The following is a 16319-nucleotide window of genomic DNA, read 5'->3' on the forward strand; positions in this document are numbered from 1 at the left end:
TCCGCGGCACGCGTCACCCCGGGTGCCCGTCCGTACACAGCACGAGCACCTCCAGGGCCCGCTCCGGCAGCGCCCCGACCCGCCGCCAGCCGAGCGAGCGGTAGAAGCGGGCCGCGGGCGCCCGGGGCGAGGTGAGCAACCAGGCCCGCGGCCAGCCGTCGACCGCCGCGTCCAGCAGTCGCCGCCCGATCCCCCGGCCCTGGGCGGCGGGGTCCACGAACAGCTCCACCACCTCGAACGCGTCACGGGTCATCCGGGCCACCGCCTCCGGGCCGCAGCTCCGCTGGAGCTCCTCGTAGATCGGGCCGGCCGGCAGGTCGGTGGGCGTGGGCCAGCCGAAGCACACCCCGAGGAGCTCGCGGCCGTCCCTCTCGGCCCACGCCGCGAACCCCGGCCGCCCGGCGTCCCTGGCCAGCTTGGCGGGGAAGGCGGCGAAGTCGTCCTCGGTCTCGTACCAGGGCGGGTCGGCGAAGCACCGCCGGTAGAGACGGGCGATCTCGTCGGAGATCGCCACACAGCCGGGACCGTCGAGTCGCTCCACGGCCCCATTATCGACGACCGGCGAGCCCCACCTGGTCGCCCACGCCCTCGCCGTCCGCCGCGGTGAGCACCGCGTCGAGCAGCCCGGGGAAGCGCCGATCCAGGTCGGCGCGGCGCAGCACGACGTAGCAGCGGGTGCCCTCCTGGCGGGTACGGGTGACGCCGGCGTCGCGGAGCACCTTGAGGTGATGGCTCAGCGTGGACTTGGCCACCGGCGCCCGCAGCTCGCCCCAGCCGCGCTCGCGTCCGTCGGACAGCACCCGCGCCAGGCCGATCCGGACGGGGTCGCTGAGCGCGGCCATCACGGCGACCAGCGTCAGCTCGTCGGCGGTGGGGTGCGGGACTTGTCTCACGCCCTCATGGTATCTTGTTCGACATTCTACGAACATCGAACAAGGAGGGGTCATGGACCTGGACGGCAAGACCGTGATCGTCACCGGGGCGAGCTCCGGCATCGGACGGGCGACGGCCGTCGCCTTCGCCCGCGCCGGCGCGCGGGTGCTCGGCGTCGGTCGTGATCGGGACGAGCTCGACCGCACCGCGCGGCACCATCAGGACATCGTCCCGTTCGCCGCCGACCTGGCCGAACCGGGCACACCCGAGGCGGTCGTCCGGGCGGCGGCCGACCGGTGGGGCGGGCTCGACGTGCTCGTCAACAACGCCGGAGCCACCGCCGTCATGCCGCTGGAGCGGCTCGACGCGGACCGGGCGCGCGCCCTGTTCGAGCTGAACGTGACCGCGCCCAGCCTGCTGGCCAAGGCCGCGCTGCCGCACCTGCGGCGCTCGCGCGGCTCCATCGTCAACGTCTCCAGCACCTACGGGCACCGGCCGCTGCCGGGCGGCTCCCACTACGCCGCCTCCAAGGCCGCCCTGGAGCAGCTCACCCGGAGCTGGGCGCTGGAGCTGGCCGGGGGCGGCGTACGGGTCAACGCGCTGGCTCCGGGCCCCACGGAGAGCCGGGCGCTGGCCCGCGCGGGGCTGCCAGAACCGGAGGTGGAGCGCGTCAAGCAGGACGAGGCCCGCCGCGTCCCGCTCGGCCGGCGCGGCACCCCCGAGGAGGTCGCCACCTGGATCGTCCGGCTCGCCGACCCCGCCTCGACCTGGCTCACCGGCCAGGTGCTCACCCTGGACGGCGGGCTCGACCTGACGTGACCGGGGGCTCATTCCGAGCGGCGGGCCCGCCTCGATCTGATCAGGAGGATGGTGACCAGCACCGCGGCGGCCCCCGCGACCGGCACCGCGCCGCCGGCCTCCATCCATCCCGAGATCGTCCCCTGGACACCGGTCACCGTGCCGACCACCGGGTCGTCCGGGTCACCTCCGCCGAAGACCCGCAGCTCGTACCAGCCGTAGTAGGTCACGTACAGGCCGGCCAGGACGAGCAGCACTCCGCTCACCCGTGACACGTGCGGCAGCGACCGGCGCACCCGGAACAGGACGGCCTCCTTGGTCAGCGCCACGGCCAAGGACAGCAGGGCGACGACCAGGCCCATGCCGAGCGCGTACGCGGCGAAGACCGCCAGCCCTCCGGCCACCCCGCCGCTCGTCAGCGAGGCCGACGTCACCGCCAGGAACGGCCCGACCGTGCAGGACAGCGAAGCCACCGCGTACGCGACCCCGTACCCGTAGAGCGAGCGCGCCGACCTGGCGGGCCGGGCGGAGACCCCGGGCACGCGGACGGGCAGGGACCGGCCGGCCAGCAGCCAGCCGCCCAGCACCACCAGGACGATCCCGATCACGATCGTCACCCACGGCAGGACCGTCCCGGCCACCGCCGCCAGCGGCGTCACCACCAGCCCGAACAGCCCGAACACGGTCACGAACCCGGCGGTCATCGCCGCCGACAGCAGGACCGCGCGCACCACCGGGCCGCGATGCCAGACGCCGCCCGCGGCCCGCGGCGGCGTGCCCGAGACCAGCAACGTGAGGTACGCGGGCAGCATCGCGAACCCGCACGGGTTGAACGCGGCCACCGTCCCGGCCGTCAGGGCGAGCACGAGAGGCAGGTCGGCCACGACTCAGCCGCTCTTGATCTTGGCGATCTCGGCGTCGAGACCGTCGCGACCGAGCGGCCCGGTGACCTTCGCGGTCTCGCCGCCCGGCTTCACGAAGACGAACACGGACTGCTGGGAGACGCCGAGCCTGGTCCACACCGCGCCCTTCTCGTCCGACAGGTGGACCAGGCCGTCGGTGCCCGTGCCGCGGACGAAGTCCTTCATCGCGGCCTCGGCGTCCAGCCCCGCCACTCCCACGAACGCCACGTCCTTGTGGGTGTCGGCGGCGGCCTTCACTGCGGGCGCGTCCGCCCGGCACTTCGTGCACCACGGCGCCCAGAACCAGAACACCACGGGCTTGCCCGCCAGGCTGCCGCCCTCGAACGTCCGCCCGTCGAGGGTCCGCGCGCTGAACCGCAGCGCCTGCGGCACGGCTGCGCCCCCGTCCGGGGACGCGCTCTCCATGGGGTCGCCGCTCTTCATCGGGTCGGCGCTGTTCATGGGATCGGCGCTGTTCATCGGGTCGCCGCTCTTCATGGGGTCGGCACTGCTCATCGGATCAGTGCTCTTCATCGGGTCGGCGGGCGCCGTGGACGCGCTCTCCATGGGGTCGGCGGGCGCGTCGCCCGGGGCCGCCGCGCCGCACGCGGTCAGGGTCAAGGTCGCTGCGGTGATGAGCACCGCCAAACCGGCTCTGTTCACGATCGTCAGGCTAGACAGGCGGGACCGCCGAGAACCTTACGAGCCGGTGACGCCGCCTCTTCTTCCTGCCGCCGCTCATCACGATCGACCACATCCTGGTCGACGAGCGCGCCGGGGTGCGCTCCTTCGCCGTGCTGGACGTGCCGGGCACCGATCACCGGGCGGTGTTCGCGGAGCTGCGGCTGCCGCCCGCCACTGGCTAGACTCGGGCGCATGATCTGGCGACATTGACGCTTCACCAGAGGCCGTGGTCGCGGACCGCCGGGCCGGCAGGCGCCCGCAGCCCCCGTCCGTCTCCTCCGGAAGGCCTCACTCATGTCACCGCCTGCCCGGCGGCTCGTCCGCACGCTCTACGTCTACACGTTCCTCGACGAGCTCGTCCTGCTCTACCCGGTCTACGCGCTGCTGTTCACCCACACCGGGCTGTCCGTGGCCGAGACGTCCTCGCTCTTCGTCATCTGGTCACTCACCGGCATGGTGCTGGAGATCCCCTCCGGCGCGTGGGCCGACGCCGTGTCCCGGCGGCTGCTGCTGTTCGTCGGCCCGCTGCTCGCCGCCGTCGGCTTCGCGCTGTGGGTGATCTCCCCCTCCTACGGGATCTTCGCGCTGGGCTTCGTGCTCTGGGGCGCCCGTGACGCCCTGACCTCGGGCGCGATGGAGGCCCTGGTGTACGAGGAACTCGCCCGCACCGGCGAGACCTCACGCTACGCCCGGGTCATGGGCCGGGCCACGGCGGTCGGCGTGGTGGCGGCCGCCGCGGCCATGGCACTGGCGACCCCGGTCCTCGCCGCCGGCGGCTACCTCGGGGTGGGCGCGGCCAGCGTGCTCGCCTGCCTGCTCACCGCCGCCACCGCCCTGACTTTCCGCGAGCACCGCGACGCGGACTCCCCTGACGGGGCGGACGCCGCGACGCCGGCCTACTGGCAGGTGCTGAAGGCCGGACTGGCGGAGGCGCGGGGGAACCGCCGGGTGCGCGACGGGCTGGTGCTCGTCGCCACCGTGACCGCCGTCTGGGGCGCGCTGGAGGAGTACGTGCCGTTCCTCGGCGTCGAGACCGGGCTGTCCGAGACGGCGATCCCGCTGGTGTACCTGCTGCTGTGGGCGGGCGTCACAGCCGGCGGGCTGCTGGCAGGGCGGGTGGGACGGCTGCGGCCGCGCGGGTTCGGCGCGCTGCTCGTGATCGCGGCCACCACCCTGGCCGGGGGCGCGCTCACCGGGCATCCCGCCGGGTTCGTGCTGATCGCGGCGTCTTTCGCGCTGTTCCAGTCGGCGGGCGTGGTGGCCGACGCCCGGTTGCAGGACAGCATCACCGGGCCCGGCCGCGCCACCGTCACCTCGGTGGCCGGGCTGGGCACCGGCCTGGTCACCGTGGCGGTCTTCGTGGTCTACGGGGCAGCCTCCGGTCTGGTCCCGCACGGGCTGATGTTCGCGCTGCTGAGCGTCCCGTACCTGCTCGTGGCCGGGTGGGCGATGACCGGGCGGCGGACCCGCCCGGTCCGCGAAGGGGCGGTCCGGTGAGATCTCCGTCCCCCGGCCGCCTGACCTGCGTTCACCCCTTCCCCACGGGGGTATGGGCGGCCCATGAGATATCACGTGCTCGCCTGCGACTACGACGACACCCTGGCCCGGCACGGCAAGGTCGCCGAGCACACGATCAGGATGCTGGAACGGGTCTCCCGCTCGGGCCGCAAGCTGCTGCTGGTGACCGGGCGGGAGCTCGACGACCTGCTGTCCGTCTTCCCGCACGCCGACCTGTTCGACGCGATCGTGGCCGAGAACGGCGGCCTGCTCTACGACCCCGGGCAGCGCACCAGGGAGCCGCTCGCGCAGGCGCCGCCGGCCGAGTTCGCCGAGCGGCTGCGCGGCCAGGGCGTCACCCCCCTCGGCACCGGGTCCGTGATCGTCGCCACCCGCGACCCGTACGACCCCCAGGTGCAGGAGGCGATCCGGGAGCTGGGCCTGGAGCTGCAGGTCATCAGGAACAAGGGTGCGGTCATGGTGCTGCCGCCCGGCGTGAACAAGGCCAGCGGCCTGGCCGCCGCGCTGGACCGGCTGTCCGCGTCGCGCCACAACGTGGTGGCCATCGGCGACGCCGAGAACGACCACGCCTTCCTCACCGCCGCCGAGTGCGGCTGCGCCGTCGCCAACGCCGTGCCGTCCCTGCTGGACCAGTGCGACCTGCCGCTGGACCGCGAGCACGGCGAGGGCGTGGCCGACCTGGCCGACCGGCTGTTGTCGGGCGAGCTCGACGAGGTGGAGATCCCGCGCCACCACGTCCTGCTCGGCGAAGGGCCGGACGGCGAGGTGCGGCTGCCCCCGTACGGGACCGGCCTGGTGGTGGCGGGGCCGTCGGGCAGCGGCAAGTCCACGGTCACCACGGCGCTGCTGGAGCGGCTCGTCGAGGCGCAGTACCAGTGCGTGATCATCGACCCGGAGGGCGACTACGCGGAGTTCCCCGGCGTCGCCGTGCTGGGCGAGCCGGACCGGCCGCCGGTCGCGGAGGAGGTGCTGCGGCTGCTGGAGTCGCCGGACCAGAGCGCGGTGGTCAACATGATCGGGATGCCGCTGCGCGACCGGCCCGCGTTCTTCTCCGAGCTGATGCCCCGGCTGGTCGCGCTGCGGGCCCGGCTCGGCCACCCGCACTGCGTGGTCGTGGACGAGGCGCACCACCTGATGCCGGCCGAGCTGATGGAGGTGCCGGTCAAGGACGTCCGCGACCTCGGCTCGATGTTGATGATCACCGTGCACCCGGAGGCGCTCAGTCCCGCCGCGCTCAACCTGGTCCACGGCGTGATCGCGGTCGGCCCCGAGCCCGAGGAGACGCTGGGCGCCTTCGCCGCCGCGCTCGGCCGGGACGCCCCCGAGTTGGTGGGCGAGGCGGAGGGGGTGGCGCTCTGGCGCACCTCCGGCGACGCCGCCGAGCGCGTCCACCCGGCGCCGGGCCGCGCGCACCGCACCCGCCACCGCCGCAAGTACGCCGCCGGCACCATGTCCAAGGACAAGAGCTTCTACTTCACCGGCCCCGAGGACCGGCTCAAGCTGCGGGCCCGCAACCTGCACGTGTTCGTGGAGCTGGCCGAGGGCGTGGACGACGAGACCTGGGTCTTCCACCTGGGCCGGGGCGACTACTCGACCTGGATCGGCGAGAAGCTGGGCGACTCGGAGCTGGCCGGCGAGGTCGCGGAGGTGGAGCGGGAAGGCGGCGACGACAGCCTGCGTCAGGTGGTCGAGCTGATCGAGCGGCGCTACACGCTGCCCGCCGAGCCGACCAAGTACGACCCGGACCACGACGACCGCTGACCGGACGCCACACTCCGCCGCTTTCCGGGAACCACGGCAGCCGGAAGATCGTTTTCGGTACGGTCACCGGCCGTCAGGAAACGGAGAGTTGCAGTGGTGTTCAAAAGGATGCTGGGCGCGTTCGGCGTCGGAGCCCCCTCGGTCGACACGGTTCTCAGCACCCCCCGGGTGCGCCCGGGGGGCACGATGGCGGGTGAGGTCCGGCTCAAGGGCGGCGACTTCGACGCCTCCATCGAGCACGTGACGCTGGCGCTGGTCGCCCGCGCCGAGGCGGAGGCGGGCGACAGCGAGGTCACCGGGGTGGCGGAGCTGCGCCGGTTCCAGGTCTCGGGCCCGTTCACGCTGGCCAAGGGGGAGGAGCGGACGATCCCGTTCCAGACCGAGGTGCCGTGGGAGGCGCCGATCAGCGAGGTGCGGGGGCAGCCGCTGACCGGGATGGCGCTGGGCGTGCGCACCGAGCTGGCCATCGCCAAGGCGGTCGACAAGGGCGACCTCGACCCCATCGTGGTCGAGCCGCTGCCGTCGCAGCAGCGCGTCATGGAGGCGTTCCTGCAGCTGGGCTTCGCCTTCAAGTCGGCCGACCTGGAGATGGGCCAGATCTACGGCGTGCGCCAGGAGCTGCCGTGTTACCAGGAGATCGAGTTCTACGGCCCGCCCGGTCAGATCGCCGAGGCGGAGCTGACGTTCGTGGCCGGGCCTGACGGGATGGACATCGTCATCGAGGCCGACCGGCGCTCCGGCCACTACGGCTCCGACGCCATCGGCCGCTTCCGGGTGGCCCACGACGAGGCGCTGCGCATGGACTGGGCGGCCGAGATCGGCGCCTGGCTGAACGGCCTCTCGCAGTACCAAAGCTTCGGCCACCAGGGCTTCGGCCACCAGGGGTACGGGCACCCGGGCCACCACCACGGGGACGACCATCACCACCACCGCGGAGGCGGTGGCATGGGCGGGATGATCGCGGCCGGCGCCATGGGCGTGGCCGGCGGGATGGTCGCCGCCGAGCTGATCGACGAGGCGTTCGAGGGCGAGGAGGAAGAGGAGGAGTGACCCCGCGCCGGGTCAGCGGGAGCTGACCCGGTCGCCGCTCAGCAGCTCGGCGAAGAGGTCCTCCCACATGGGCATGACCACGTCCGGGGCGTAGCCCTGGGCGGCGGCGGCCGCGGCGGCGCCCATCTCGATGCGCCGCCCGCGGTCCCGCACGACCTTCTTGAGCGCGGCGGCCAGGGCGTCGACGTCACGCGGCGGCACGAGGAGCCCGTCGACGCCGTCGGTGAGCACGTCGCGCGGGCCGGTGGGGCAGTCGTAGGCGACGACGGCCAGGGCGTGCGTCATCGCCTCGATCATGACCATGGGCAGGCCCTCGAAGCGCGAGCTGAGCGCGTAGACGGAGGCCGCCGCGAGCTCGTCGTCCAGCCGCTCGGTGCGGCCCATCAGGGCGACGTGGCCGCCCAGGCCCAGCTCGTCGATCTGGGCCCGGAGACGGGCCTCGCGCGGGCCGTCGCCGAAGATGCGCAGGCTCCACTCGGGGTGTTCGGCCACCACCTGGGCGAACGCCTGGATGAGCAGGTCGAATCCCTTCTGCGGCACCAGCCGGCCGGCCGCCACCACGACCGGGTTGCGCTGCGCGGAGCGCTCCTGGTCGACCTTGTGGACCGCGTTCGGGATCTGCACGATCCGGGTGCCGGGCAGGATCTCCTGGTATTCGAGCTGGTTCGTCCTGGTCAGCACCGCCACGGCGTCGAACCGGCCGTAGTGGCGGACGATCTCACTGCGGATCGTCTCGGGGTAGGCGGTCAGGTTCATGTGCTCCTGCGCCACCTTGACCACGCCCTTGGCCGCGCGTCTGGCGGCGATCAGGTTGAGCGCCGGACGGGTGGTGACCAGGACCCCGTCCGGCAGCGAGGCGACGTAGTCCATGACGGCCTTCTCCACCCGCTCGGTGAAGTACTCGGCCGCGAACTCGCCGCGGGGCACCATCTTGCCGCGAACCCTGCGCCACACCTTGCGCGCCGGCGAGTCCGGCAGGCGGCCCTCGCGCTGGTCCACCAGGGCGCTGATCCGGACGTCCTGGTGGAGGGCGAACCGGGGCTTGTCCCGGCGGCGGACCACGCTGACGATCTCGACGTCGTGACCGGCCCTCGCCATGGCGTTGGCCTGGTTGACGACGGTGCGGATGGTGCCGCCCATGCCGTAGGCGTGGAGCATCAGGTAGCGGATCCTCATGCCAGGTAGCCCCAGGTGCGGCACATCGGCTTCAGCGAGTCGAGGATCGTGTCGGGGTCGGGCAGCTCCCTGCCGGGCTGCACGGTGCCCGAGCGGATCTTGTCCCGCCAGTCGCCCAGGCCCTTCTGGATGACCGCCTGCTCGCCGTACGAGAGCATCCCCGGCTCCCATTCCAGGCCGAGGAACGCGCAGATCTCGCGGGTCACCCGCTCCGGCTCGGCGCTGAGGTCCTCGTAGCGGACCGTCAGGCCGGGCAGCGCCGCCTTCGCCCGCTCGACCGCCTTCATGTAGCGCAGGGCGTCGGTGGCGGCCGCCTCCCGGTCGCGTTTGTCGGGGCTGGCCTCGTACCAGGAGGCGGCGATCGAGGCCGGGTGGCGCAGGAGGAAGATGTAGCGCGCGTCCGGCCAGCAGGCCGCGATCCGGTCGTAGGCGAACGCGTTCGCCGGGGTCTTGTCCACGATGAACCGTTTGCCGCTGCGCACCAGCTCCCGGTGGAGCACGCGGTCCCAGAGCAGATGCTCCAGGTCGGCCTGGTTGTGGCCGAGCGCTTCCATTGCCTTCGCGGCCAGGGTCGTGCCGAACTCCACTCTGAGGCGCCGCACGTGGAGCTCGTGCGGGGCGTGCAGGTCCGAATGGGCGTTCATGAGGGAACGCAGCAGGGTGGAACCGGACCGCACCGGGGAGATGATGAAGATCGGCGCGGTCAGCAGCCGGTCGGCCTTCGGGTCGGCCGGCGGCCTGATCTCGGCCTCGGTCTGCTTGACCTTCGAGGGCGCGGTCTTGACCGGCGCCGCCGTCGAAATCCCCTGGTTCCCTACTCGATTGACCTGGAATCCGGTGAACCTGACCAGCGCTTTGTTGATTTTACGCTGCCAGCTCATGCCGATGCAGACTACCCACCCTTCCTGGCAGTTCCCTGGCAATCTCGGGACATCGCGGGGTGAAGACTTGCGTCGGGGACCCGTGGCCGGGGATGTTTTGGTATTTCGGACGGGATATTCTCGGGCGCTGTACGGTTACGCGGGTCCGCCGGGAAACCTCTTCGGGGAAGCCTGACATCCACATGAGACGTGTCCGGGCCGCCTCTGTCCTGTTCGGCGGCTATCAGCACCCCACCCAGATGATCGCGGTGGGTTTCGGCCTCGCCATACTCGTCGGCACCCTGCTGCTGTCCCTGCCCGCCGCCACCGCCCAGGGGCAGACCACCACCTGGCTGACGGCGCTGTGGACCGCGACCGCGTCCGTCTCGCTGACCGGCCTGATCATCGTCGACACCCCGACGCACTGGTCGGTCTTCGGCGAGTTGATCATCATCGGGCTGGTGCAGATCGGCGGCCTCGGGATCATGACCCTGGCCACGGTCTTCACCGTGCTGGTCTCCGGCAGACTGGGCCTGCGCGCCCGGCTGTTCGCCCAGGCCGAGACCAAGACGCCGACCATGGCCGACATGCGCAAGGTCGTCCGCAAGGTCGTGCTGTTCAGCCTGGTGTGCGAGGCCGTCGCCGCCGTCGTGTTCACCGGGCGGTTCATGATCGGGTACGGGGAGAGCTTCGGCCGCGCCCTCTACCTCGGCGTCTTCCACGGCATCTCGGCCTTCAACAACTCCGGCTTCACGCTCTGGTCGGACAACATCATGGGGTACGTCGGCGACCCGTGGATCTGCCTGACGATCTCGGCGGCGGTCATCGTGGGCGGGCTGGGCTTCCCCGTGGTGTTCGAGCTGCTGCGCTCCTGGCGGCATCCGGGCAGGTGGAGCGTGCTGACCAGGATCACCGTGTACGCCACCCTGATCCTGCTGGTCCTGGGCACCCTGGTCTACCTGGCCACCGAATGGCACAACCCCGGCACGCTCGGCCGGCTGGACGAGCCCACCAGGGTGCTGGCCGCGTTCTTCCTGTCGGCCGTGGTCCGCACGGCCGGGTTCAACAGCGTCGACACCGGCGCGCTGCACCCGTCGAGCTGGCTGGTGTCGGACGTCATGATGTTCATCGGCGGCGGCAGCGCCGGCACCGCGGGCGGCATCAAGGTGACCACCCTCGGCCTGCTGGTCTTCGTCATCTGGTCCGAGCTGCGCGGCGAGCCCAGGGTGAACGTCGGCCACCGCCAGGTCCCCGACACCGCCCAGCGCCAGGCCGTGGTGGTGACCATGATGAGCGCCGCGCTGGTGGCCTTCTGCACCTACGTGCTGCTGGTGCTCACCCCGTACACCCTCGACCGGGTGCTGTTCGAGGTGATCGCCGCGTTCAGCACGGCGGGGCTCACGACCGGGATCACGAATGACATCCCGCCCGCCGGGCAGCTGCTGCTGATCGTGCTGATGTTCGTGGGCCGGATCGGTCCGCTCACCATAGGCTCCGCGCTGGCGCTCAAGGAACGGGCCCGGCGCTACGAACTACCCGAGGAGCGGATGATCGTTGGTTGACCGAAGCAACGACCCTGTGGTGGTGATCGGCCTCGGCCGGTTCGGCTCCGCCCTCGCCCTCGAACTGACCAGGCGCGGCACGGAGGTGCTGGCCATCGACAACCGACCCAAGATCGTCCAGGGGCTGTCGGGGCACATCACCCACCTGGCCACCGCCGACGCCACCGACCTGGAGACGCTGCAACAGCTCGGCGTGCCCGACTTCTACCGCGCCGTGGTCGCGATCGGCGACCTGGAGGCGAGCATCCTGAGCGCGTCCCTCCTGGTCGAGCTGGAGATCGACGACATCTGGGCCAAGGCCGTCAGCCAGCAGCACCGCCGCATCCTCAGCCGGGTCGGCGTACACCACGTGGTGCTGCCCGAGCACGACATGGGCGAGCGGGTGGCCCACCTGGTCAGCGGCCGGATGCTCGACTACATGGAGGTGGACGAGAACTTCGCGCTGATCAAGACCCGGCCGCCGAAGGAGTACGTGGGCGTCCCGCTGGGCGCGTCGAACCTGCGGCGCAAGTACGGCGTCACGATCGTCGCGGTGAAGAGGGAAGGCGAGGAGTTCACGTACGCGACCGCCGAGACGGAGCTGTCGTACGGCGACATCATCCTCGTCTCCGGCCGCAGCGACCAGATCGAGCGCTTCTCCGAGCTGGACTGACCTTCGAGGACTCATCACGGCGGCCCGCCGGGGCGAACCCCGGCGGGCCGCCGATCGGCCCGTCAGCCGCGGACGACGGACGGCCGGTCGTCGGTCCACCCGGCCTTGAACGTGATGGTGCCGCTCCCCACCACGCGCTTGCCGTCCGGCGTCGTCCGGGAGTGGGTGACCGTGCGATCCTGCAGCGCATACCGGTCGTCCGCGGGCCCCACCTGGTGAGGGTGGCCCGCGGTCCTCACCCGCTCGATCTGTCGCTCAACCCCCTCTCCACCGATGTGCTCGTCCGCCTTCACGGCGCCGGGAGCGTGTCCTGATCAGCGAAATGGCAAAAGGAAGGATTTTTCGCCATTACCGTGGCTATAGGGTTTTGGCAAGGGTGGCGAATCGGGGAGGTTCTCTCACATGGACCGGGGATCAGGGATCCTGCGGCTCGCGGGTGCGGCAGCGGCGGCCGGCGTGCTCACCGCCGCCCTCGCCCTTCCGGCTGTCGGCGGCGCCGGGGCGATGTTCGTCAACACCGCGGAAGAGCTCAACCTGAAGGCGATGACCCTCAAGGAGCCCCCGCTGGCCGAGAAGACCACGATCCTCGACGCCAAGGGCGACGCCATCGGCCAGTTCTACGAGGAGTACCGCGAGAGCGTCGAGCTCGACGAGATCTCCGAGGTGATGAAGACCGCCATCATCGCCATCGAGGACTACCGCTTCTACGAGCACGGGGCCATCGACATCGAAGGCACGCTGCGCGCCCTGGCCAAGAACCTGACCTCCGGCGGCATCGCCCAGGGCGGCTCCAGCATCACCCAGCAGTACGTCAAGCAGGTCCTGCTCAACTCGGCCGTCACCGACGAGGAGAAGGCCAAGGCGCTGGAGGCCAGCTACGCCCGCAAGCTCAACGAGCTGCGCTACGCGATGGGCGTCGAGGAGAAGTACACCAAGGACCAGATCCTGGAGAAGTACCTCAACATCGCCTACTTCGGCGCGAGCGCGAACGGCGTGGAGGCGGCGGCCAAGCGGTTCTTCGGCGTCTCGGCCAAGGATCTCGACCTGGCCCAGGCGGCCACCCTCGCCGGAGCCGTGCAGGACCCCAACCGCACCGACCCGAACCTGGGCAGGCAGCACCGCCAGCGCCTGCTGGAGCGGCGCAACATCGTGCTCAACCGGATGCACGAGCTGGGCAAGATCACCGATGCGGAGCTCGAAGAGGCCAAGGCCAAGAAGCTCGGCTACAAGGGCACCCCGCTGCCCGGCGGCTGCGGCGCGAGCCGCTACCCCTACTACTGCATGTACGTGCGGGCCGAGATCCTCAGCAACCCGACCTTCGGCAAGACCAAGAAGGAGCGCACCCAGCTGCTCAACCGGGGCGGCCTGACGATCAAGACCACGCTCGACCCCAAGATGCAGAAGGCGGCCGAGCGGGCCATCAAGAAGTGGGTGCACCCCTCGGACCACCCGGTCGCCGCCGAGGCGCTGGTCGAGCCCGGCACCGGCGAGATCAAGGCGATGGCCGCGAGCCGCACCTACGGCCGCTCCAAGAAGCGGAACGAGATGTCGTACAACGTCGTGGCCGACGCGGCGCACGGCGGCGGCGTCGGCTTCCAGGCCGGCTCGACGTTCAAGACCTTCACCCTCCTGACCGGGCTCAAGGAGGGCATGAAGGTCAACGACGGGTTCTCGGTGGGCGCCGGCTACCGGGCGCCCGGCTACTCGACGTTCAAGAACTGCAAGGGCGAGAACATCGCCGACCCGTCTCACACCGTCACCAACGACGAGGGGTCCGGCGGCTTCAAGACGCTGCAGACCGGCACCTGGGGCTCGGTCAACACCTTCTTCATGAAGCTGCAGGAGGAGGTCGGCCTCTGTGACACGATCAAGACGGCCAAGTCGCTGGGCATCAAGCGCTCCGACGGGCTGCCGCTGCAGGAGTTCTCCACGTTCACGCTCGGCATCAACGAGATGGACCCGGTGACGGTCGCCAACGCCTACGCGGCGATCGGGGCGCGGGGCAAGTACTGCGAGCCGATGGTCGTCACCGAGATCGTCGACCGCTACGGCAAGGCCAAGAAGTACGAGCCGAAGTGCAAGCAGGTGATGGACCCCGAGGTCGCGGACGCCGCGGCGCACATCCTCGAAGGGGTGTTCACCAAGGGCACGATGCGCGGCGTCGGCGGCATCGGCCGCCCGGCGGCGGGCAAGACCGGCACCACCGACGCGCAGGCGACGGCCTGGTTCGCCGGTTTCACCCCCGACCTGGCGGGCGCGGTCAGCATCGGCGACCCGCGCGGCTCGCAGAAGTACAAGCTGAACAACGTCACGATCGGCGGCCGCTACTACGGGTCGGTCTTCGGCGCCAGCATCCCGGGGCCGATCTGGCGCGACACCATGCTGGCGGCGCTGAAGGGGACCAAGGCGACGAAGTTCCACCCGCTCGACTCCTCCAGGTTCGGCGGCTGCGGGTCGAGCTGTGCGCCGGTGCAGCGGGACCCGCGGGACTCGGGGGACCGTGGCGAGCCCCGTGAGCTCCGCGACATCGACAGCGACGACGGCATCAGGGCGGACCTGGGCCTGGACTGACCGGACCGGCGCAAGGGGAGGGTCCGGCGTCCGGGCCCTCCCCTCGCGCGTGAGACGTCAGCCGGGCCGGGGGGCCGGGAAAATGGCGCAGAAAACTCTTCGCTCACATGAGTCCCATCACCTGCGGATTTCTTTACTGGGAACTAACAGCGCAGTACAGAGGGACTGTTAACGGCGGCGAAACATTGATAACGTGGGAGCGCTCCCAGGGATCTTCGGCGCGAGGTGTCGAGCATGTCCGAGCAGCCCACACTGGCCCAGGTCGCCGCGGCCGCCGGGGTCTCCCCGGCCACCGCTTCCCGCGTGCTCACCGGCTCGGTCCGGGTCAGCACGTCAACCCGTCGCCAGGTCTACGATGCCGTGTCCCGGATGGGATACGTGCGGCAGCGGGCGCCCAGAGGATCGGTCTCCAGAACCACGGCGACAGGAGTCACCGCGGTCATCTGCGACCATCTGCCGCGATTATTCTCCGAACCGTACTATGCCCGGCTGCTGTCCGCCAGCGGGGCCGTCGTCGCCGAGAGCGGCACCAACCTGACCATCACCACGGTCAACCCGACCTCGTCCATCCTGCCCACGCTGTCCGGCGCGGTGCTGCTCGTCGGGGCCAGGGAACGGCATCCCCTCGCCATCAAGCTCTGCACGTCCGGCATCACCGTGCGCAACATCGGCCGGCCGCCGCACGACCTGAAGCTGCCGTACGCCGACGTGGACAACCACGACGGCGGGCGGCAGGCCGCCGAGCACTTCCTGCTCACCGGCCGCAGGTCCGTCGCCGCCATCGGCGGCCCGCCCTCGCTGCCCGCCGCCAAGGACCGGCTCGACGGCCTGATCAAGACGCTGCGGGAGGCGGGCGCGGCCGAGGTCCCCGTCGCGTACGGAGACTTCACCGCGGCGTCGGGCACCCACGCCATGCAGTGGCTGCTGCGCCATGCCCCCGGCCTGGACGCGGTGTTCGCCGCCTCCGACCTGATGGCCGCCGGGGCGATCCAGGCGCTGCGCCGGGCCGGCCGCAGGGTGCCCGCCGACGTCGCGGTGATCGGGTTCGACGACGCGCCGGTCGCCCGGCACACGAACCCGGCGCTCACCACCGTGCGTCAGCCTGTCGAGGAGGTGGCCACCATCGCGACCAGGTTGCTACTGTCCGGAACGACCGGGATCGATCCGATCCTCCCGACAGAACTGGTCATCCGTGACTCGGCATGAACCCGGAGACGTCCTGGCCCGCAGGTACCTGCTCCTGGACCCGCTGGCCAGGGGTGGCATGTCCGTCATCTGGCGGGCCTTCGACCAGTCGCTGCACCGGATGGTGGCGGTCAAGGTGCAGTGCTCGTCCCTCCAGACGGGCCTCGGCGACCGGGTCCGAGCGCGGAGCGAGGCACGGGCCGCCGCCCGGTTCATCCATCCGGACGCCATCGAGATCTACGACTACGGCGAGGCCGTGACCACCAGCGGGGAGGTCGCGGCCTTCGTCGTGATGCCGCTGCTGGACGGGGTGCCGCTGGCCGAGCGCCTGCAGGAGGGCCCGCTGCCGTGGCCGCAGGCCGCCGCCGTCGCCATGCGGACCGCCCGGGTGCTGGCCGCCGGGCACGCCCGCGGACTGGTCCACCGGGACGTCACGGCCGAGAACGTGCTGCTCACCGGCGACGGGCTGAAGCTGCTCGACTTCGGCATCGCGGCCTCGGCCGGCGACCCCGACGACGGCCGGGGCACGCCGCCGTACGTCGCGCCGGAGCGGCTGGCGGGGGCGTCGACCCACCCGGCCATGGACGTGTACGCGCTGGGCGTCCTGCTGTTCACCATGATCGCGGGACGTACCCCGTACCCGGAGACCACGTGGGAGCAGCTGGAGACGGCCCGCCGCCCGTACCCGCCGCCGCGCCCGCCTGGCGCGCCGCACGGGATAGCGGCG

16 protein-coding genes are annotated in these 16319 nt (G+C 71.5%); 9 read left to right on the top strand and 7 right to left on the bottom strand.

The genetic code is table 11. The features are described 5' to 3' along the window. Nucleotides 1–13 precede the first annotated feature (13 nt). Together OUY22_RS03025 and OUY22_RS03030 are read right to left on the bottom strand one after the other, a co-directional pair. Nucleotides 14–541, bottom strand: coding sequence for a GNAT family N-acetyltransferase (locus OUY22_RS03025; protein WP_270153148.1), 528 nt, complete (start codon nt 539–541; stop codon nt 14–16). A gap of 7 nt (nt 542–548) precedes the next feature. Beyond that, nucleotides 549–893 (bottom strand): ArsR/SmtB family transcription factor, encoded by a 345-nt coding sequence (locus OUY22_RS03030; protein ID WP_408638102.1) that lies wholly within the window; start codon nt 891–893, stop codon nt 549–551. A gap of 52 nt (nt 894–945) precedes the next feature. Here OUY22_RS03030 and OUY22_RS03035 point away from each other — a divergent pair, with 52 nt between their 5' ends. Beyond that, the gene (locus OUY22_RS03035) at nt 946–1692 is read left to right on the top strand and encodes an SDR family NAD(P)-dependent oxidoreductase (RefSeq protein WP_333486585.1); all 747 of its coding nucleotides are present in this window, start codon (nt 946–948) and stop codon (nt 1690–1692) included. An 8-nt stretch (nt 1693–1700) separates the two neighbouring features. Here OUY22_RS03035 and OUY22_RS03040 read toward each other — a convergent pair whose 3' ends face one another. Together OUY22_RS03040 and OUY22_RS03045 are read right to left on the bottom strand one after the other, a co-directional pair. After that, nucleotides 1701–2555 carry a cytochrome c biogenesis CcdA family protein gene (locus OUY22_RS03040; RefSeq protein ID WP_270153150.1) on the bottom strand — a complete coding sequence of 285 codons (855 nt, stop codon included), beginning with the start codon at nt 2553–2555 and terminating at the stop codon, nt 1701–1703. A gap of 3 nt (nt 2556–2558) precedes the next feature. Then, nucleotides 2559–3236, bottom strand: a complete 678-nt coding sequence (locus tag OUY22_RS03045; protein WP_270153151.1) for a redoxin domain-containing protein — start codon at nt 3234–3236, stop codon at nt 2559–2561. A 315-nt stretch (nt 3237–3551) separates the two neighbouring features. Here OUY22_RS03045 and OUY22_RS03050 point away from each other — a divergent pair, with 315 nt between their 5' ends. The 3 genes from OUY22_RS03050 (at nt 3552) to OUY22_RS03060 (ending at nt 7586) form a co-directional block, all read left to right on the top strand. Next, nucleotides 3552–4754, top strand: a complete 1203-nt coding sequence (locus OUY22_RS03050) for an MFS transporter (RefSeq protein WP_270153152.1) — start codon at nt 3552–3554, stop codon at nt 4752–4754. Between the two features lie 63 nt (nt 4755–4817). Further along, nucleotides 4818–6536, top strand: a complete 1719-nt coding sequence (locus tag OUY22_RS03055) for an HAD-IIB family hydrolase (protein WP_270153153.1) — start codon at nt 4818–4820, stop codon at nt 6534–6536. Nucleotides 6537–6632: 96 nt separating this feature from the next. Continuing rightward, nucleotides 6633–7586: a sporulation protein gene (locus OUY22_RS03060; RefSeq protein ID WP_333486586.1), complete on the top strand. Its 954-nt coding sequence runs from the start codon at nt 6633–6635 to the stop codon at nt 7584–7586. A 12-nt stretch (nt 7587–7598) separates the two neighbouring features. On the opposite strand, the gene OUY22_RS03065 is transcribed toward OUY22_RS03060, so the two are convergent. After that, on the bottom strand, nt 7599–8762 hold the full coding sequence (locus tag OUY22_RS03065) for a glycosyltransferase family 4 protein (protein ID WP_270153155.1): 1164 nt from the start codon (nt 8760–8762) through the stop codon (nt 7599–7601). Beyond that, a complete protein-coding gene (locus OUY22_RS03070) occupies nt 8759–9643 on the bottom strand; it encodes a sulfotransferase family protein (protein WP_270153156.1) in 885 nt (294 codons plus the stop codon). The genes OUY22_RS03065 and OUY22_RS03070 overlap by 4 nt, the downstream gene beginning before the upstream one ends. Before the next feature lie 182 nt (nt 9644–9825). Here OUY22_RS03070 and OUY22_RS03075 point away from each other — a divergent pair, with 182 nt between their 5' ends. Both OUY22_RS03075 and OUY22_RS03080 read left to right on the top strand, forming a co-directional pair. Next, nucleotides 9826–11184, top strand: a complete 1359-nt coding sequence (locus OUY22_RS03075; protein WP_270153157.1) for a TrkH family potassium uptake protein — start codon at nt 9826–9828, stop codon at nt 11182–11184. Beyond that, nucleotides 11177–11836 carry a potassium channel family protein gene (locus tag OUY22_RS03080; protein WP_270153158.1) on the top strand — a complete coding sequence of 220 codons (660 nt, stop codon included), beginning with the start codon at nt 11177–11179 and terminating at the stop codon, nt 11834–11836. The genes OUY22_RS03075 and OUY22_RS03080 overlap by 8 nt, the downstream gene beginning before the upstream one ends. Before the next feature lie 62 nt (nt 11837–11898). On the opposite strand, the gene OUY22_RS03085 is transcribed toward OUY22_RS03080, so the two are convergent. Then, entirely contained in the window at nt 11899–12048 is a 150-nt protein-coding gene (locus OUY22_RS03085) for a hypothetical protein (protein ID WP_270153159.1), read from the bottom strand. 190 nt (nt 12049–12238) lie between these two features. Here OUY22_RS03085 and OUY22_RS03090 point away from each other — a divergent pair, with 190 nt between their 5' ends. The 3 genes from OUY22_RS03090 to OUY22_RS03100 form a co-directional block, all read left to right on the top strand. Then, nucleotides 12239–14407 carry a transglycosylase domain-containing protein gene (locus OUY22_RS03090; protein ID WP_270153160.1) on the top strand — a complete coding sequence of 723 codons (2169 nt, stop codon included), beginning with the start codon at nt 12239–12241 and terminating at the stop codon, nt 14405–14407. A 234-nt stretch (nt 14408–14641) separates the two neighbouring features. Then, entirely contained in the window at nt 14642–15613 is a 972-nt protein-coding gene (locus OUY22_RS03095; RefSeq protein WP_270153161.1) for a LacI family DNA-binding transcriptional regulator, read from the top strand. Next, on the top strand, nt 15600–16319 hold a 720-nt coding region (locus tag OUY22_RS03100; protein ID WP_270153162.1), incomplete at its 3' end, for a serine/threonine-protein kinase. The genes OUY22_RS03095 and OUY22_RS03100, both read left to right, overlap by 14 nt.

The sequence above is a fragment of the Nonomuraea corallina genome (assembly GCF_027620315.1).
GTDB lineage: Bacteria > Actinomycetota > Actinomycetes > Streptosporangiales > Streptosporangiaceae > Nonomuraea > Nonomuraea corallina.